We start from the raw sequence: 18772 nt of genomic DNA on the forward strand, positions 1-18772 counted from the left end.
AATTGAAAAGGCTATTTCGATTTTTGAAAGGATTACAATAAAAAAAGGAAGATGACTTTTAGCCATCTTCCTTTGGAAATATTATCTTGGAGGATTTTGTCCTGTATCTCCTCCTGTACCATCGTCTCCTGGATCGGTCGGGTCTGTATCTCCAGGATCAGTTGGGTCAGTATCAGCAGTATTTACAGTTGTTGTTCCGCCACAAGATGCAGAATGGTTTGTATTTGCAGGCGTTGCCAATCCTAATAGGATAGCGATAAATAATGGTAAAAACATGATTCAAAAATTTTAGAAATGAAATACTTGGTAGAGTCCCCGCCTTACGCGGGGCTTGCTACGATTTGTAAATCAGAAGGCCTTCTGCAATTTTTGGGAAGTATGAGTGTCTGTCGCGGGAGCTAGTAACTGCTTCCCAAACCGGTTATTCACTACCGCGATTTCTCCTCTTTTATTAATCAGTTTTTTAATTTAGCTTTGATAATGAATCGCCACCTGTGCTGATCAACGATACAAATATGGGGGCTTCAAATCGCTAGTTATCAAAAGATTCCGTTCGTTCCTTTCATTCCGTTAGAATTCCGGTTAACCGTAAAAATTCCGGAAATTCCGTCTTATTTTTACGACTAAATTTTTTAAAAATGCCCGAAGAATATGGAAAAGCAGTCCTGACTGCTTATCAGAAAAAAAAGGAAGATGAAAGTTTATCCTCTAATTTGTTGAATCCTACTCCAGGAAGTTTGCGTGAAGAATGTCTGATTGTTTATCGTGAAAGACAACTTACTTCCAAAGACGAGGAAATACTTAGACAATTCTTTGGTGCCGCAGAACAAGGCAAAGGATATTTTGGTCTTATAAATAGCTCTTTTGCTTCAAAATTTAAGCAGATGCCCAAAATTATAAGGCGTGATGTACCAAATCCTGGAATAAAGTTTATTGAACTCTTGGCTTGGTTAATAGATTTTCAGCCAAGGACAAGCATATCTTATTACAATAGCTTTGATAAACAAGATATTATTGAAAAACCTGATGTCAAAATAGATAAAACACAAAACGAAACAACTGGTGATAATGATGGAGGGGAGCAGAAGCTTGAAAATGAAGGAAACAATATAATTGAAGAATCAGGCAATAAGGACGAGGTAGAAAAGGGAAAAAAAGAACCAATGGAGGGGCCAAATACTATTGAACCATTTGGTGAAACAGAAAATAGAGGAGAAAAAGAGCCTGTAGTTAAACCAACAACTCCTCCTGTAATAATTATCCCTGTTAAAATTAATGATGGAGATAAAGGTGCAGACGAAACTATAAATGTAGATCCCCCTGGAGAACCAGTTTATGAACCCCGCTTCCCAACACGCCAAATCATTATTACTTGCATTACTTTACTTTTAATCGGTAGCGCCTCTTTTGTTGTCTGGGAAAACAGCGCAACTACAATTAGGCTACCTAAAGCAGATGAGAAATCTATGTATTGGGATGGCGACCATTATGAGCCAATTAAAGATGGGGAGCAAAGGGCGGGTGCCACAGTAATTCCATTAAATATTCAAACCTTAAAACAGCAAAGAAAAATCAATTTGCCCGATACCTTAACCTCATATTCGCTAGGTAAAGTTTGGTATAGAGGCTATGGGGCTAACCATGAATATTTTACGACTGCTGGCTTATATCCATCAGACACGTCAAGAGTATTAAAGAAACTTTCTACTGGTATATTAAAAAACCATATTTCTTATTATCGATATCTACTTACCCATTTAATATGGCTTTTATGTGCCACTTTTTTTATAAGCCTTTGTGGTTATTCGGCGAGTAAGATGAAGAGAAAAGTTACTGTTGATAATCAAGAGCAGAAGACTGATGAGCATATTGCCGATTATTCTGAAGCCCAATTAGCCCAACAATAGTTTAACCTATTATTGGGCTATGAGATGTGTTAGCGGTGATTAATGCTTTAACCCAGATGGATCACACCTGAATAAAGCATTGCTGTATTTATTTGCCCCAGTTTACCGGGATGTTATTTTTTTGGGCGTAGGCTTTGCCTTTTTCCATTAGTGCATTAAAGTTTTGCTCAAAGCGGGCACCATATTTTTGGTCGATGCTGTCAATAATTTCATCTTTGGCACTTTGGCTGCCTTTACTGTCGCACAGTTTGGCGTAAGCGAGGTATTCGTTTTTATAAACGGGGATGACCAATTCGTACAATTGCTGGGAAAGGGCTTTAATTTCTTTTTCTTCATCGCCAGAGGTGGAGAGCTTTTTTACCTTTTCCAGCGACTGCTCGAGGTATAATATTTTGTTGTTGAGGTTGGTAGCGGCTTCGTTGCCTTTCTTTTTACTGGATGGGATATCGGGATATTCTTTGGTTTCGTCGTTTAGGTGGCGGGCCAGGTCGGCGCTGGCAAAATCGTTGATTATGTTGGTGTTTAAGATCGTAATGTCGAAAAAATGTTCTGGTGTTTCGGAACAGGCCGAGCAGAAAAGGCTAAGCAGGATTAAAAGGGATACGAATGGTTTTGGCGATAGTGCTGGTAGTTTATTCATGAGCTAAAATGGGGTTTTCCTTATGAAATTTAAGCTTCGGTAGAAGCAAAGATTAGGCCGAGTTTTTAGTTGAGAGCCGGGAGATGGAGTTCAATTAAAGCGCTATTCTCTGTGCGTCGTCATTCCCAAGATGATTGAGATGCATTGAGCGGTTTCCACTTGCGTGGGATTGACGATTGCTTTTGCTTCGGTCGATGACGATCTATCTACTAGAGCCTGGCAATTGTAGCGTAATATAAGAGGCTTATATGTTAAAAAACATTACAACCCAACGCTGCGGCCTTTACGCCTTCTCTCTGTGCGCTTTGCGGTTAAAAAGTATGGAAAATGTAAGATGAATTGTGGAAACAGTCGGGCGTTTGGCGGGGAGCGATTAGCGCTGATTAAACAATGCTGAAGCCTATATGGTCAAATGATATGGAATGGGATACTCGGTTTGGTTTACAATTAACCGAATAAACCATTGCCGAATGAACCAACAATAATGTAACCCAACATGAGGTATTGATAATGAACTGCTTAATATGTAGATTTAGTTTTATTTTATAGCCTGCTTGAGCCTACACCAATATTCTTGTTATTGAGTTAAAACCAAAAGACCCATTATGAAAGAATCAGAGTTAACGGAAAAGAAACGACGTTTCATTAAGCGCACTTATTTCGGTGTATCAGACAATCCGCTTGATGATGTAAATCCATTTGATGCCTGGGATGAATTTTTAGCGGCCAAGGTAAAGGATATGAATTGGGGGATAGATCCTGATGCCATTAAAAGATCAAAAATCAGGTTTGCCTATAATTTTAACCAGATTTTAGTGCATTATAATGTTTTGCTGGCGCTTGAAGATATCCTGGTCGACCTGGATAAGGATACGCAGACCAACGAAGCGATGATAAACACCTGGGCTGATAAGGCCGTTTTTCCAAGTGATAAGCTTACCACTAGAGCGATAGGAAAATGAAAAGGGCGCTATTATTGATCTCTTGCCTGGGTTTTGGAAGCCTGGCAGCTGCACAAACAACTGGTGCCGATACCCTGGTAAAAAAAAGTATGGTAGAAGCGTCGGGTTCGTTTAAAGTATTCGATAAATATGGGCTAAAACTTGACCTTAAATTTATCGATCCGGAAAAAGGATCATTCGGGATTGATTATCAGTTTCAACTGGATAAAAAACTATTGGGCAAGGACCCGGCTAAAATTAATAAACTTAACCTATCATTAGGCAGCAGGGGTTTTGTAACCGTTGCTGAGGATAAAAACAAAAACAGCAGCCTGATTTCGGAAATTAAATTGGAGGGGCAGCCCCTGTTTCACGTAAAAGGCAAAGACCTTGGGCCGCGTAGCAATATAGATCCGCTGGCAGATGATGACCCAGAGCTACCTCCCGGAAAAGACCCTCTTGTTCAACAAATACGTGATCAGACCGCACAGGTAGCTTCGCCTTTGTGGCTATCATTTAACCTGCATGCGAAACATGAAACCACACAGGATTTCAGGAATTACGATTTTGCATTTGGCCCGCAACTTTCTGTTTCCACTTCTTACCTGAGTTCGATTCTCGATTTTCCTTTTGGTTTGTTAAGGGCAGCAAAAAACAACAATCCCAGGCAGTTGGATTTATCTGTCGGTTATGATTACGTAACCGGCGCCAATAAAACCAGCCTTGCCCCTTTGCTTGAAGACTCAAAATTTATGAACAGGTTAAATCTTAAAGCTGAATGGGAAACGGGTATACTTTCCGGAAATGAGCGGATCGCTTTTTTATTCGATTCGTATTACGACCTCGACCGTAATTTATTGTTGAAAAACGCAGGTAAAGACTGGAATTACTTTTACATGATCAGGATAGAAAAGCTGCTTAAAATTAATTTAGGTCCGGGCACCAAAACCAAGATTGCGATCAAGTATACTGCAGGTGAGCTTCCACCAAATTTCGATAAAGGTTTTGTTCTTGGCGGAGGTTTTTCTATCGATTTTTAGTGAAATGCCTTAAAAGAACGACGCGCCAAATGATGCGCCAGTTCCGTCTGCTTTGCGCCTTTGTGATTAAATGACGGGTGATGCTTTTCAAAATCTTTGTAGGTAGTATGATAGATACTGAAACAAGTTCAGTATGATGGAACGGGAACTGTTGTTTACGAAATTGCGATTAAAATTGATAAGCGCTTAGCTTTAGGCATAATGCAACTTTAACCAATGACTGATGAACAACTGAACTACATCCCCTCCTTCAAACTATATACTTCTCCTTCATAAACCCCCACCAATAACTGCACTGCCATTTTGCTTCTTTGCCCGGTTTGGCAATAACACACTACTTTTTTGTTTTTTGGGATAGCTGCAAGCGACTCCCTGAGTTCGTACAGTGAAAGGTTGATGCCTCCAATATTGCCGTCTTCGTGTTCGTAGCTTTCGCGTACATCAATTAAAAAAACTTCATCAGCGTTGGTTTCCAGCCAGCGATCTAATGTTGTGCTATCGATTTCTGGTAGCGCTTTATCGGTTTTGGCAGGTGCTGGTTTTGCGGTATCGGTTGGTTTTTTTGAGGCAATTTTAAATACCAGCACGGCATTGTTCAATGCATTAACAGTCATTAGTTTGCCCGAAAGTGTTTCGCCAATGCCACAGATTAATTTTAAAGCTTCATTGGCCATATACAAACCTATTAGGCCTGGTAAAATGCCAATTACCCCTCCTTCTACACAGTCAATATTTTCAGTTGGTGGCGCTGCATAGAGGTCTCTATAGTTTGCGCTACCCTGGTGGTTAAATACCGCAACCTGACCTTCGAACTGTAAAATAGAACCGAAAATAAGTGTTTTGCCTAAAGCCACACAGGTATCGTTTACCAGGTAGCGGGTGGTAAAATTATCCGAGCAATCGACTACCAGATCATAATTCTCGCAAATACTCAGCGCATTATCAGCCCTAAAACGTTCGTGACAGGCACTGAAGCCCACATGCGGATTAAGCAATTGGAGTTTTGCAGCGGCAATTTTTGCTTTAGGTTGCCCAATATCAGTATGGTTATACAAAATTTGCCGGTGCAGGTTGCTCAATTCTACCACATCATCATCTACAATTCCGATTGTTCCTATGCCCGCTGCGGCCAAATACTGCAATACCGGGCAACCTAAACCACCTGCGCCGATAACCAATACTTTGGCGGCTTTTAGCTTTTCCTGTCCGGAGAGGCCCAGTTCGGGCAGGATCATCTGCCTGTTGTAACGGTTCAGTTCTTCTTTTATTAACATGATTTTTGGATCAAACTCATATCCCAATCTTTCCAAATAGGCTCATAACCCTGTTTTCTGATCATGGCCGCAATTTCCTGTGCCGAACGTTCGTCAGATATTTCGAACTGCTCTAAGGATTGCGGTTCTACCTGGTAACCACCCGGATTGGTTTTAGAACCGGCACTAATAGCAGTAATACCCAACTTAATCACCTGGTTTCTGAAAGCTACCGTTTCGCGGGTAGAAATAGACAGCTCTACTTCACTGTTGAATAAGCGGTAAGCACAGATCAGTTGCACTAATTCCTTATCGTTCATCACTACTTTAGGTTCTAAGCCGCCGCTAAAAGGCCGCAGCCTGGGGAAAGAAATACTGAATTTACTTTGCCAATATTGTTTTTCGAGATAAGAGAGATGCAGGGCCGTAAAAAATGAATCTGTACGCCAGTCTTCCAAGCCAATTAATACGCCAAGCCCCATTTTATGGATTCCTGCCTGCCCCAAACGGTCAGGCGTTTCTAAGCGGTACAGAAAGTTCGATTTTTTGCCTTTTGGATGGTGCTTTCGGTAGTCATCCTGATGGTAGGTTTCCTGGTAAACCAATACCGTATTTAGCCCGTGCGGAATAAGGGTTTCGTAGTCGGCTACATCCAAAGGCTGCACCTCCATAGATATATGGGCAAAATGTGGGCTGATGAGGTCTAATACTTTTTTAAAGTAATCGGTGTGCACACTTTGGTTGGCTTCGCCGGTAACGAGCAAAACATGGTCGTAACCCATTCCTTTAATTACCGCAACTTCCTGCATAATTTCCATTGGGTTGAGCGTTCTCCGTCTTACTTTATTGTCATAACTGAAACCACAATAGGTACAGATATTATTGCATTCGTTGGAGAGGTAAAGCGGGATGTACATTTGTATTACCCGACCGAAACGGTCTAAAGTTAATCGCTGGCTAATCTGCGCCATATCTTCGAGATAAGGCAGCGCTGCGGGAGAAATAAGCGCCTTAAAATCTTCCAGATCGCGCTGTGTATTGCGCAATGCCCGTTCTACATCTGCAGCTGTTTTATCGTAAATACTGGCCCTGGTATCGTCCCAATTGTGGGATTCGAATACCTCGTTAAAACTCTTCATCTAAAAATGCGGTTAGTGGACTGCTTGCTGCAGCATAGTGTGTTTGGGCGCCTAGTTTAGACTCGAAAGCCATTCTTCCGGCTTCTACAGCCATTTTAAAGGCAATAGCCATATTGGTTGGGTCTTTGGCTATGGCAATGGCGGTGTTCACCAAAACGGCATCAGCACCAATTTCCATGGCTTTGGCAGCATCAGATGGCGCACCTATCCCGGCATCAATAATAACCGGGACCCTGCTCTGGCTGATGATAATCTCTAAAAAATCGATCGTTCTTAATCCCTTGTTACTGCCAATTGGGGAGCCCAGCGGCATTACTGCTGCCGTGCCCACATCTTCCAAACGTTTACATAAAACCGGGTCGGCATGGATATATGGCAAAACCACAAAACCGAGTTTAACCAGTTCTTCAGTGGCTTTTAAGGTTTCGATCGGATCTGGCATGAGGTATTTCGGATCTGGGTGGATTTCCAGTTTGATCCAGTTGGTTTCTAAGGCTTCGCGTGCCAGCTGAGCGGCAAAAACGGCTTCTTTTGCATTGCGCACACCAGAGGTGTTGGGCAATAAATTGATGTGCGGATATTTAAGGTGATGAAGGATATCGTCGTCCTTGCCTTTTAAATCTACACGTTTGAGCGCTACGGTAACCAGTTCGGAGGCCGAGGCAATTAAGGCACTTTCCATCTCTTTGGCAGAACTGAATTTTCCGGTGCCGGTAAAGAGGCGAGAGCTAAAGGTTTGATCTGCTATGGTTAACATATCTGTAATTTTTAAATCGAATGAATACTGAACTTGCCGTTGATTTCTTCAATAACCGCAGCCGTTTGTGTTTGGTTGGTGAGCGCTGCCGAGATGGCGATTCCGTAAATTCCGGTTTCGAGTATAGCCGGAATATCAGCGGCTTCAATGCCACCTATGGCGATAATGGGGGTGTTAATTCCAGCTTTTCGCACTGTTTCCATTAGTTTGTGGTAGCCCGCTAAGCCCACAACCGGGCTCAGGTTTTCTTTGGTCCGGGTAAACCTAAAGGGGCCAAGGCCAATATAATCGGCACCCTCTGCTACCCTTTGCAAAATGTGTTCGAAGGTATTGGCTGTACCGCCGATGATCTGGTGTTTGCTGATAATTTTCCTGGCTTCGGAAATGGGCATATCCTGCAGGCCCAGGTGTACGCCATAACTATTTACGGCTTTTGCCAGGTGCGGAAAATCATTTATGATAAGCTTGGCACCATACTTTTCGCATAAAGCCTGCGCGGCTTTTGCAAAAGGCAGGATTTCGGCTTCGGCCTGGTTTTTAATGCGGAGCTGGATCCATTTTCCGCCAGCTTGGAGCACCTGCTCAATGGCATCGATATGGGTACCTGTTCGGGGTGCTTGCGAAATATATTGTAATGGGTGAATCATATTGATGTTTTTAAAACGGTTGATGGTGCGCCAGGCAATGTTGTTGTGCTTTTTTAAAATTGATTAAGGCTTGAGCGGGATCGTTCCAGATGCAGCCCAATAGCGCAATGCCATCGAAATTCATTTCTTTTACCTGATCGATCTGGTTGAGGCCAATGCCACCCAAAGCGATTAATTTTGTATTGCTGTTAGGTTTGTTTAAATGAAAACCTGGAGGAATAACCCCCATGTAACCTGGCTTGGAAAGGCTGTTGAATACCGGGCCATAAAAACTGTAATGGTATGGCCTAATCCGATCTATATCTGATAACTGATGAATAGATGTGCTCCATATATGCTTTTGCGGCGGCAAGGTATTGGGCATAATATTTTTTCTAAAGCTTTCAGTATGGTGGATTCTATGAATATTATAATTATTGGCCAGTGCATGGAAATGGTGTAAGGCAATGCGTGGATGGTATTCTGGTAAAATGCCTTCCACAATTTTACGATACCCGGCTTCATCGGCATTTTCCTTGCGCAAATGGAAAATCTGTAAACCGGCTTCGAAAAGCTGATTTACAAGATGGCATTCTTCCTTAAAAAGGATTGGCTTGGCAATTACAATCAATTCCATAGCGGTTTAAGAATAAATTTCGCTTCCTTTTTGGGTAAACTCTTTCGATTTTTCCTGCATGCCCTGTGCTAAAGCCTCTTCTGCTTCTACGCCCTGTTTTGCAGCATACTCCCTCACATCCTGCGTAATTTTCATCGAGCAGAAATTTGGTCCGCACATCGAACAGAAGTGTGCAATCTTGGCGCCCTCTGCAGGTAAGGTTTCATCATGAAATTCTTTTGCGGTATCGGGATCGAGCGAGAGGTTAAACTGATCTTCCCATCTAAATTCGAACCTGGCCTTGCTTAAAGCATTGTCACGGTATTGCGCACCTGGATGGCCTTTGGCTAAATCGGCTGCATGGGCGGCAATTTTATAGGTAATTACACCGTCTTTAACATCTTTTTTATTAGGCAGGCCCAAGTGTTCTTTCGGGGTTACATAACAGAGCATCGCTGTGCCAAACCAGCCGATCATGGCTGCACCAATGGCCGAGGTAATGTGGTCGTAACCTGGCGCAATATCGATTGTTAAAGGGCCTAAAGTGTAAAATGGCGCTTCGCCGCAATGCTCGAGTTGTTTTTCCATATTGGTTTTAATCAGGTGCATGGGTACGTGCCCGGGCCCCTCTATAATGGTTTGTACATCGTGTTTCCAGGCTATTTTAGTGAGTTCGCCAAGCGTTTCGAGCTCCGAAAACTGTGCGGCATCATTTGCATCGGCAATACAGCCAGGCCTCAAACCATCGCCTAACGAAAAGGCCACATCATACGCCTTCATAATTTCGCAGATCTCCTCAAAATGGGTATACAGAAAGTTTTCTTTGTGATGGGCCAGGCACCATTTGGCCATAATGGATCCGCCACGCGAAACAATACCTGTAATCCTTTTAGCGGTTAAAGGCACATAACGGAGCAGTACACCGGCATGGATGGTAAAATAATCTACGCCCTGTTCGGCCTGCTCAATCAACGTATCGCGGAAGATTTCCCAGGTGAGGTCTTCTGCTTTTCCATTTACTTTTTCTAAAGCCTGATAAATAGGAACGGTACCAATGGGTACAGGCGAATTGCGGATAATCCATTCGCGGGTTTCGTGGATATTTTTCCCCGTTGATAAATCCATAATGGTATCGGCTCCCCAACGGCAGGCCCAAACGGCTTTTTCTACTTCTTCTTCGATGGTAGAGGTTACGGCCGAGTTACCGATATTGGCGTTAATTTTTACCAGAAAGTTTCGGCCAATAATCATGGGCTCGAGTTCGGGGTGATTGATATTGCAAGGAATTACCGCCCTGCCAGCTGCTACCTCTGCCCTTACAAATTCGGGTGTGATGTAGCCTTTTGGTGTATTTGCGCCAAAGCTATTGCCCTGGTGCTGATGATTCATTACATCGTGCTGATCGCCCAATTGCGCATTTAACAGTTCGATCTGTTGGTTTTCCCTAATGGCGATATATTCCATTTCGGCCGTAATGATGCCTTTTTTTGCATAATGCATTTGAGATACATTGGCGCCGACTTGCGCCCTGTAAGGTTTGTTGATGAAATTAAAGCGTAAGGCATCAAGCTTCTCGTCGGCCAGGCGCTGTTGTCCATAAGCAGAAGATAGTTCAGCAAGTTCTACCACATCAAGCCTGTCTTTAATCCATTGTTCCCTTAGGCGTGGTAAGCCTTTTTTTACATCAATAACAGCATTAGGATCAGTATAGGGGCCGCTGGTATCGTAAACCGTAACAGGCGGATTAGGCTCGGTTAATCCAAATCCACTATGGATTTTGGTTTCCGATAAACTGATTTCGCGCATGGCCACCTGGATATCGTGGATTTTTCCAGGTACGAAGATTTTGCGTGAGGCCGGAAAAGGACTGCGGCTGATCACCTCTTGGTTCGGTGTTTTTTCTTGTTTCATATGAGTAGAATCAATTATTGAGTGATTGAATGAGGGATTGATTGAGTTATTGAGTGAGAGAATGATTAAATGACAGAAAGGAATAAATTGGCTATACTTTACATTCAATCATTCAAAATTTATTCATTCTATTATCCTCCCTGCGTGGCTTTTATGAGTATAACCTGATCGGCTGGATTTAATACATGGGTTGCCCAGTCTGATTTGGGAATAATGGTCTGATTTACGGCAATGGCAAGACCGTTTGTTTCGGTTGAAATGACAACAGCAAGCATCTGTTCAATGGAACAGGCTTCGTTGAGTAGATAGTTTTGATTGTTTATAGTTACTTCCATATTTTAAAAAATTGGAAAAACTATAGAGATTGCCCCAAAATGGAGATCGAAAAGACAGCAATGTAAAATTGCTTTCACTTTTCCCTTCGGCAGTACTAACTGCATCAGGTTCAAAGGGTATTTCTCAGCACGTAGGCACCCCTAAAGTTTTTTGTAAATATATGCGATTAAATTTCTAATGCAAATAAAAAAAGATATAGATAAAATCTATACTTTATCGCTAGTGGTATTGATGTCATTTTGAACGCAGTGAAGAACCTTTAATCGATGCAACACAGAACCAAAATCTGTTGGATAAAGATCCTTCGTTGCACTACCATTGACAGATCTCTTAAGAAAGGTCGTCATTGCGAGGGACGAAGATAACCGAACGAAAGTGAGCTCATGAATGCCTTTAAAAAAAATATGCATAAATGAATAATCTAATGCGTACGCCACTAGCGATCGTTGTAAGATTGCTTCGTCGGCTGAAAAAGCCTTCTTGCAATGACGACACTTTTCTCCCAAACCTCGGACTAAAGACCGTGAACGAGCCAACCGCCTTTCGCAAAACGCAAAAATTCCTTATCTTTGCAACATCATCAAATCACCCCATATATGTAAGATTCATTTCTTTTCAGAAAATAGATAACCAGCAGAGCGGTTCCGTTCCTGCAATTATTTACAATAAAAAAAGAAATTTATGCTTATTCTACAAGGGGCTAACTATATCCATCCTAATGGAGATTTACTGTTTTCAGACTTAAATCTTACCATCAACAAATACGAAAAAATTGCACTCATTGGTCATAATGGGACAGGGAAATCGACACTTTTAAAAATTTTGTCGGGTAAACTCAGGCCAACTGCCGGATATGTTAAAACGGAATCGGTGCCTTATTATGTGCCACAGCTTTTCGGTCAATTTAATGATTTTACCGTTGCACAGGCACTCAGGATTGAAGATAAACTAAAAGCGCTGAACGAAATTCTGAACGGAGAAGTAACCGACGAAAATTTGGCCATGCTCAACGATGACTGGACCATTGAGGAACGTTGCGCGGAAGCTTTGAGTTATTGGCAATTGGCAGGTCTAGACTTGAACCAAAAAATGGAAAGTTTAAGCGGGGGACAAAAAACCTGCGTATTTTTGGCTGGCATCGTGATACACCGTCCGGATATTGTTTTGATGGATGAACCGACCAATCATTTGGATCAGGAAGGCAGAAACAGGTTATACGATTATATCCGATTGACCAGGAATACTTTGGTGGTGGTGAGCCACGACCGTACTTTATTGAACCAGATTGAGAAAGTTTGCGAGTTAAGTAAGCGGGGAATAACCATTTATGGCGGTAATTACGATTTCTATGTTGCGCAAAAGAAAATTGAAAATACTGCTTTGAACAATGATTTAAAAGCAAAGGAAAAAGCACTGCGCAAGGCTAAAGAAGTGGAGCGGGAATCGATCGAGCGGCAGCAGAAGCTTGATGCCAAAGGGAAGAAAAAACAGGAAAAAGCTGGATTGCCGACCATTTCGATGAATACGTTAAAAAATAATGCAGAAAGAAGTACAGCAAAATTAAAGGCCGTGCATACCGAAAAGCTCGATCATATTTCTGCTGAATTAAGCCAACTCAGGTCTGTGCTGCCTGATGCAGACAAAATGAAGATCGGTTTCAACCAAGCCAGGCTGCACAAAGGAAAAAGTATTGTTGAAGCTAAGGAGGTCAATTTTGCTTTTCAAGATGAGTTACTTTGGAAGGAGCCGCTTAGTTTTCAGATTTTTAGTGCTGAGCGTTACGTGATAAAGGGCCGGAACGGATCGGGCAAAACCACCTTGATCAAGCTTATTTTGGGGCAGCTCCAACCCTCGGTAGGAAGTTTAAACAAAGCAGACATTAGCTCCATGTATATTGACCAGGATTATTCGTTGATCGATAATCAACTTACAGTTTACGAACAGGCCCAGCAATACAACTCTGGAGCATTGCAGGAGCATGAAGTAAAAATCCGCTTAAACCGGTTTTTGTTTGGCAAAACCGATTGGGACAAACCTTGTTCGGCTTTAAGTGGCGGTGAGAAAATGCGGTTGATCCTTTGTTCGTTAACCATCAGCAACCAATCGCCCGACCTGATTATATTGGATGAGCCTACCAATAACCTCGATATTCAGAATGTAGAAATTTTAACAGCAGCCATTAACGAATACCCGGGAACGCTTTTAGTCATATCGCACGATGAATATTTTCTTGACCAAATTTATGCAGAACATAGCATTGATCTTTAAAATAAATATATAGCCTTATCTTCGTTCCAAATTATTAAAATCAGTACACCTATGCAAAACCTGTTAGCACTACAAAGTGGCGAACTTAAAGGAGCAGTATCGTTAAAACTTTCTGAAAACCTAACCGAGTTTCCGAACGAAATATTCGAGTTGGCCGATACTTTGGAGGTGCTGGATTTGTCTTTTAATAAATTAAGTGCATTGCCGGCAGATTTTGGCCGTTTAAAGAAATTGAAGATTTTCTTCTGTTCAGAAAACCTTTTCACGGTTATGCCTGAGCAATTGGCCGACTGCCCTTTGCTGGATATTGCCGGTTTTAAATCTAACCAGATTAAAACGGTGCCTGCAAAATCGCTGAATCCTAATCTTCGCTGGCTGATTTTAACAAACAATAACATTGCCGAATTGCCAAAAGAGATTGGGCAGTGTACGCGGATGCAAAAGCTGATGTTATCAGGTAATCGTTTGGTGCAATTGCCCGATGAATTAAGTAATTGCCAAAATTTATCGTTACTGCGGATTGCTGCTAATAAACTGCATGAGCTGCCACAATGGATTGCCATGATGCCTAAACTTTCGTGGATTGCATTTTCGGGGAACAACTTTAGTAAAACTCCTGCTGTAGAAACACTTTCGTTAATTAATTGGCACGATTTAGAGATTAACCATTTATTGGGTGAAGGCGCTTCGGGCATCATCTCAAAAGCAAACCGGACTATTGGTGATGAAACCCAGGAGGTAGCCGTTAAATTATTTAAGGGCAATGTAACCAGCGATGGCTTGCCGGAAGATGAAATGACGGCCTACATTGCTGCGGGTTACCACCCTGGTTTGGTTAATTTAATCGGACAGATTGCCCTGCATCCAGAAGATAAAAAAGGACTGGTGATGGACCTCATTCCTCATCATTTTTATAATCTGGGTAATCCGCCGAGTTTAGAGAGCTGCACCAGGGATGTTTTTCCTGAAGGGATGCAGCTGTCGGAAAAACAGTTGCTGAGTATTGCCAAAACCATTGCCTCCTTAGCCGCGCAATTGCACGAGGCCGGAATTATGCATGGCGATTTATATGCGCACAATATTCTGATTGATGATGAGGGCAGTACATTGTTCGGCGATTTTGGTGCTGCAAGTTTTTATGATCAGGCTGAGGTTACACTTGCCACTGCGCTAGAGCGGATAGAAGTGAGCGCTTATGGTTACCTGCTCGATGATTTACTTTCGTTAAAAAACGAAACGGTAAGCGAAACGTGTTCGAATGCTTTGGGTACCTTAAGAGACGCCTGCTTAGTTGCATCACCATTAAACAGGCCTGGTTTTCAGGATTTGGTTAAAGCACTGGCTAATATTTAACTGCAAAAAAGTAGCCTCCAATTTTCATTGGGGGCTATCAATGCCATATTCTAAAAATCGGCGTCATCTCGACCGGAGTGGAGATGACGATTCCTCACAGCCTATCAAACTATTTAGCATTACTAAAATTAACCATCCATTGGATACCGAACCTGTCTTTAAAGCTACCGAAGTAATCGCCCCAGAACATATCGTCCATTGGCATTTCGATGGTGCCACCTGCTGAAAGGCCGTTAAAGAAGCGATCGGCATCTTCGCGGCTCTCGACATTGAGGTTAATGTACATGTTGTTGCCTTCTTTAAGTACATGCCCTGCCGAAGGTACACAGTCAGACGCCATTAAAACCGTATGCTCATTAATGGGTAAGGCTACGTGCATTACACGGTTTTTTTCTTCGTCGGTTAATTTATCCGATTCGGGTGCATCGCCCATTTTTGCAAAGAAGGTAAATTCTCCGCCAAAAACCGACTTATAAAAATTAAAAGCTTCTTCGGCCTTGCCGTCGAAGTTTAAGTAAGGGTGCATGGTTGCCATAATCTTATTTATTTTGTTTACAACTAAGTTACTGCACCTTTTAATGATAAAATGGGTGTACTTGAGACAAATGTAAGGGCGTTTTTGACATCGTCAAATTAATAAACTTGTGTGGTTCCATCTTGTTGCGATGGCCTTAATTCGGCTGTCGAAATTGAGAAAATATTGTTTTTAAATAGGCTAAAATGTTTTATTCATTTTGCAATAACTTTTGGATAAGTTATTCTTTTACAGATGAATAAAACTGAACGGAAATAAATCCCTTATCTTTTTCATATTTGTAGCAGGGTATTAAACATTTAATGAAATAATTCTCGATCGTCCCAAAATAATTTTAGATTTGAGTAAACACGTCTTCTTTTTTGAGGGCGTGTTTTTTTTGCAAAAAAAAACCTTTCATTGCTGAAAGGTTTCGCGTTTTAATCTAAATCGTCCCGTTGATTTAATTTTAACATTATAAATATAGTTATCAACATGTTAACATCAAATTAAAAGGTAAAAATACCCCTTTATGGGTAGTGGTTTCCACTACACCGCGATATAGATATTTTAATGTGGAAAATTATTTGCCTGCTTCAATACTCCATTATAAGCGGATAACGTTGCCAACAACAAGCTGGAGGCACTTACTACGAAAACAGAATAATTAAAAGGGGGCCTGTAATTTGCAAAGGCGAACATACAGAGGGCAAAAGCAAGCGTTAGTAAAAAACTGCCGATAGCCGCCAACTTAATTTGGTATCCTACGATAAGCAATAACCCATTAGAAACACTCTACTTCCCAAAACCGCGACCAGTTTTCGCCTACACCAAGTTTTACTATACCCTCTTTGCGTGTTAATTCCTGATCGTGGTTAACGCCATCGGCCACTCCGCACCATGGCTCTAAACAAATAAAAGGGGCATCGGTAGCAGCCCAAATGCCAAAGAAAGGGAAATCATCGAAATGGAAATGTAATCCATAATCGTTTTTGTTGTTGAGCAAGCTGATGCAGTTGCTTTGAAGGGTTTTAAAAACCAGCGCATCGTTATAAAACAAATCATGTTTAAGGTTTAACCTGTGGCCACCCAGTTCAATGAGCTCCGTTTCGTCGGCTACTAAGCCATCTTCCAGTTTCCAGAAAGTTAATTTCTCATCGCTATTAAAAGCAAGATAGTAATCTTCGTAAACGGTATTGGGGGTATTGGGTACCGCAAATGCCGGGTGCGCACCAATTGAAAATAAAAGCTCGGTAGTACCGGTGTTTTTTGCCTCGTAAGTTAAGCTCAGCTTTCTATCTATTAATTGATACCTCAGTTTCAGCTCGAAATAAAAAGGATATACTTTTAAGGTATCTTCATTTTGGGCTAAAGTAAAAACAGCTTCAGTTTCACTTATTTTTTCGAAATTAAAAACATGATCGCGGGCGAAACCATGGCGTGGTAGCTCATAGCTTTTACCTTGGTAAGTAAAACTGTTGTTTTTTAATGAGCCAACAATAGGAAATAAAACCGGACTGTGTTTTGCCCAATATTTAGGATTGGCATTCCATAAATATTCCAGCTTGGTTTCTTTACTAAATAAGCCTTGAAGTTCTGCGCCTTTAGCCGCCAGGCTAACTTTTATATAATCGTTCTCGAGAGTTATCATTTGCAATCTAAATTAACAAAAAGATGTACTTTAAAAATATCTTTTTTATTAATTTTGATTACTACTTAAAGCTTAAGCAAATGAAAAGCTTAAAGCACTATTTATTTTATTACCCGCGCATTTACTTTCGCTTAAAATAAAATCAGAAACCCATGGCGATAGATTTAACAAAATTATCAAACGCAAAAGTGAAGGCCGCTATTACCGCATTGCAAAAAGGCGATGAAAAAACGTGGTTTCCTTTATTTGCGATCGATGTTGCCTTTTACGACGACGGAAACCAGATGAAATTTAATAACTTCTTTAAGAAAGCGCTGGGACATGAGCGTTTTACCAGTATAGATAAAGTTGAAAACAACGGATTGGAGGTTTATGGCCATTTCCACTCCGACCAATGGGGCGATTTTAAAACCTGCTTTAAATTTAAGGTAAACAAAGAAGGAAAAATAGCGAGGTTGGATATTGGACAAGCCTCCTATTGAGTTTGGAGTTGGGCGTTTGGAGTTGGATACGGCTCCGAACTCAAAACTGCCAACTCCGAACTGTTACAACTATCCACGCTCTTCCCAAATACAGGCAATGTTAATAATGGTTTGTACCGCTTTTTCCATGTCCTGCACACTTACCCATTCTTGTTTGCTATGAAAAGCGTGTTCTCCGGCAAAAATATTGGGGCAAGGTAAGCCCATGTAAGAAAGTCGCGAGCCATCGGTTCCGCCACGGATACTTTGTTGTTTTGCCACCACACCTGCTCGTTCAATGGCTTCAATTCCGTATTGTACAATTTTAGGATGCTGATCCAACACCTGTTTCATGTTGCGGTACTGTGCTTTAATATTAATTTTATAGGTAGACTTTGGGTATTTAACCATCACCTTTTTTACGGTTTCTTCTAAAAACTGCCCATGTGTGGCTAGTTTTTCATCGGTAAAATCTCTGATGATAAACTGTGCTTCTGCTTCTTCTACCTGTCCGTTCATACTTACGGGGTGAATAAATCCTTCTTTTTGATGTGTAGCTTCTGGTGTGAGTGTATCTTTTGGCAACGAATCTAAAATTTCAGCAAGGATCTTAATGGCGCTTTCCATTTTTCCTTTGGCAAAGCCCGGATGAGTGCTTACGCCATAAATTTTAAGGGTGGCGCCATCGGCAGAAAAAGTTTCATCTTCGATTGAACCCAGCGTTTCCCCATCTATGGTATAGCCAAAATCGGCACCTAGTTTCTTTAAATCTACTCTATCTACGCCGCGGCCTATTTCTTCATCTGGGGTAAAAAGTAGCTTTATGGTTCCGTGTTTTACATCAGGATTGCGCATTAAAAAGGCAGCCGCTTCCATAATTTCTGCTAACCCTGCTTTATTATCGGCACCCAATAAAGTTGTTCCACTTGCCGTGATAATATTGTTGCCAATCTGGTACTTTAAGTCTTTGTGCTCAGACAATTTTATGATAATATTGTTGTCATCTGGCAGAATTAAGTCCTGTCCTTGATAATTGTCATGAATAATCGGTTTAACATTTTCACCGCTACAATCTGGCGAGGTATCCATGTGCGAACAGAAGAAAATTATGGGCAACTGCTTGTTTGTATTTGACGGGATTGTGCCATACACATAGCCATTATCATCCATTTCGGCATCAGTAACGCCGATTTCTAACAGTTCCTGAGCCAGTTCTTTACCTAAGTTTTTTTGTTTTAGGGTTGATGGGCAAGTTGGAGAATTTGGATCAGATTGGGTGTCAATCTTCGCATATTTTATAAACCGCTGCTCCAGAGATTTGTTAAAGTTGGTATATGTGCTCATAATTCAAAGGTAAAA

General features: G+C 41.5%; 18 protein-coding genes and 1 riboswitch. Of the genes, 6 read left to right on the plus strand and 12 right to left on the minus strand.

Annotated elements, in window-relative coordinates:
• Window positions 1-81: 81 nt before the first annotated feature.
• A complete protein-coding gene (locus J7E57_RS15105; protein WP_215165499.1) occupies window positions 82-276 on the minus strand; it encodes a hypothetical protein in 195 nt (64 codons plus the stop codon).
• A 362-nt stretch (window positions 277-638) separates the two neighbouring features.
• Here J7E57_RS15105 and J7E57_RS15110 point away from each other — a divergent pair, with 362 nt between their 5' ends.
• Window positions 639-1907 carry a hypothetical protein gene (locus J7E57_RS15110; protein ID WP_215165501.1) on the plus strand — a complete coding sequence of 423 codons (1269 nt, stop codon included), beginning with the start codon at window positions 639-641 and terminating at the stop codon, window positions 1905-1907.
• Window positions 1908-1995: 88 nt separating this feature from the next.
• On the opposite strand, the gene J7E57_RS15115 is transcribed toward J7E57_RS15110, so the two are convergent.
• Window positions 1996-2547, minus strand: coding sequence for a hypothetical protein (locus tag J7E57_RS15115; RefSeq protein WP_215165503.1), 552 nt, complete (start codon window positions 2545-2547; stop codon window positions 1996-1998).
• Window positions 2548-3152: 605 nt separating this feature from the next.
• Between J7E57_RS15115 and J7E57_RS15120 the strand changes: the two genes are divergently transcribed.
• Together J7E57_RS15120 and J7E57_RS15125 are read left to right on the plus strand one after the other, a co-directional pair.
• A complete protein-coding gene (locus J7E57_RS15120) occupies window positions 3153-3509 on the plus strand; it encodes a hypothetical protein (RefSeq protein ID WP_215165505.1) in 357 nt (118 codons plus the stop codon).
• Complete coding sequence (locus J7E57_RS15125; RefSeq protein ID WP_215165507.1) at window positions 3506-4528, plus strand: hypothetical protein; 1023 nt, start codon at window positions 3506-3508, stop codon at window positions 4526-4528. Before J7E57_RS15120 ends, J7E57_RS15125 begins: the two co-directional genes overlap by 4 nt.
• A 236-nt stretch (window positions 4529-4764) precedes the next feature.
• On the opposite strand, the gene moeB is transcribed toward J7E57_RS15125, so the two are convergent.
• The 7 genes from moeB to thiS form a co-directional block, all read right to left on the minus strand.
• Entirely contained in the window at window positions 4765-5802 is a 1038-nt protein-coding gene (gene moeB, locus J7E57_RS15130) for a HesA/MoeB/ThiF family protein (protein ID WP_215165509.1), read from the minus strand.
• On the minus strand, window positions 5796-6920 hold the full coding sequence (gene thiH / locus J7E57_RS15135; protein ID WP_215165511.1) for a 2-iminoacetate synthase ThiH: 1125 nt from the start codon (window positions 6918-6920) through the stop codon (window positions 5796-5798). Before thiH ends, moeB begins: the two co-directional genes overlap by 7 nt.
• Window positions 6907-7677: a thiazole synthase gene (locus J7E57_RS15140; RefSeq protein ID WP_215165513.1), complete on the minus strand. Its 771-nt coding sequence runs from the start codon at window positions 7675-7677 to the stop codon at window positions 6907-6909. Before J7E57_RS15140 ends, thiH begins: the two co-directional genes overlap by 14 nt.
• Window positions 7678-7688: 11 nt before the next feature.
• Window positions 7689-8324, minus strand: a complete 636-nt coding sequence (locus tag J7E57_RS15145) for a thiamine phosphate synthase (protein ID WP_215165517.1) — start codon at window positions 8322-8324, stop codon at window positions 7689-7691.
• Between the two features lie 10 nt (window positions 8325-8334).
• Window positions 8335-8940, minus strand: a complete 606-nt coding sequence (locus J7E57_RS15150) for a thiamine phosphate synthase (RefSeq protein WP_215165519.1) — start codon at window positions 8938-8940, stop codon at window positions 8335-8337.
• Between the two features lie 6 nt (window positions 8941-8946).
• Window positions 8947-10830 (minus strand): phosphomethylpyrimidine synthase ThiC, encoded by a 1884-nt coding sequence (gene thiC, locus J7E57_RS15155; protein ID WP_215165526.1) that lies wholly within the window; start codon window positions 10828-10830, stop codon window positions 8947-8949.
• A 131-nt stretch (window positions 10831-10961) separates the two neighbouring features.
• Window positions 10962-11165 carry a sulfur carrier protein ThiS gene (thiS, locus tag J7E57_RS15160; RefSeq protein ID WP_029277981.1) on the minus strand — a complete coding sequence of 68 codons (204 nt, stop codon included), beginning with the start codon at window positions 11163-11165 and terminating at the stop codon, window positions 10962-10964.
• Window positions 11166-11229: 64 nt separating this feature from the next.
• Window positions 11230-11318: riboswitch (TPP riboswitch) on the minus strand.
• A gap of 529 nt (window positions 11319-11847) precedes the next feature.
• Between thiS and abc-f the strand changes: the two genes are divergently transcribed.
• Together abc-f and J7E57_RS15170 are read left to right on the plus strand one after the other, a co-directional pair.
• A complete protein-coding gene (gene abc-f / locus J7E57_RS15165; RefSeq protein ID WP_215165528.1) occupies window positions 11848-13434 on the plus strand; it encodes a ribosomal protection-like ABC-F family protein in 1587 nt (528 codons plus the stop codon).
• 51 nt (window positions 13435-13485) lie between these two features.
• Window positions 13486-14787 (plus strand): leucine-rich repeat-containing protein kinase family protein, encoded by a 1302-nt coding sequence (locus tag J7E57_RS15170; protein WP_215165531.1) that lies wholly within the window; start codon window positions 13486-13488, stop codon window positions 14785-14787.
• Between the two features lie 109 nt (window positions 14788-14896).
• Here J7E57_RS15170 and J7E57_RS15175 read toward each other — a convergent pair whose 3' ends face one another.
• On the minus strand, window positions 14897-15322 hold the full coding sequence (locus J7E57_RS15175; RefSeq protein WP_215165533.1) for a VOC family protein: 426 nt from the start codon (window positions 15320-15322) through the stop codon (window positions 14897-14899).
• A 763-nt stretch (window positions 15323-16085) separates the two neighbouring features.
• On the minus strand, window positions 16086-16952 hold the full coding sequence (locus tag J7E57_RS15180) for an aldose 1-epimerase family protein (protein WP_215165535.1): 867 nt from the start codon (window positions 16950-16952) through the stop codon (window positions 16086-16088).
• Window positions 16953-17104: 152 nt separating this feature from the next.
• On the opposite strand from J7E57_RS15180, the gene J7E57_RS15185 reads away from it, so the two are divergent.
• Window positions 17105-17434: a hypothetical protein gene (locus tag J7E57_RS15185; protein ID WP_029277971.1), complete on the plus strand. Its 330-nt coding sequence runs from the start codon at window positions 17105-17107 to the stop codon at window positions 17432-17434.
• 69 nt (window positions 17435-17503) lie between these two features.
• Here the strand turns inward: J7E57_RS15185 and pepT are convergent, their stop codons facing one another.
• Window positions 17504-18757, minus strand: coding sequence for a peptidase T (pepT, locus tag J7E57_RS15190; protein ID WP_215165537.1), 1254 nt, complete (start codon window positions 18755-18757; stop codon window positions 17504-17506).
• Window positions 18758-18772: the final 15 nt, after the last annotated feature.

Source organism: Pedobacter sp. ISL-64, assembly GCF_018613605.1.
GTDB lineage: Bacteria > Bacteroidota > Bacteroidia > Sphingobacteriales > Sphingobacteriaceae > Pedobacter.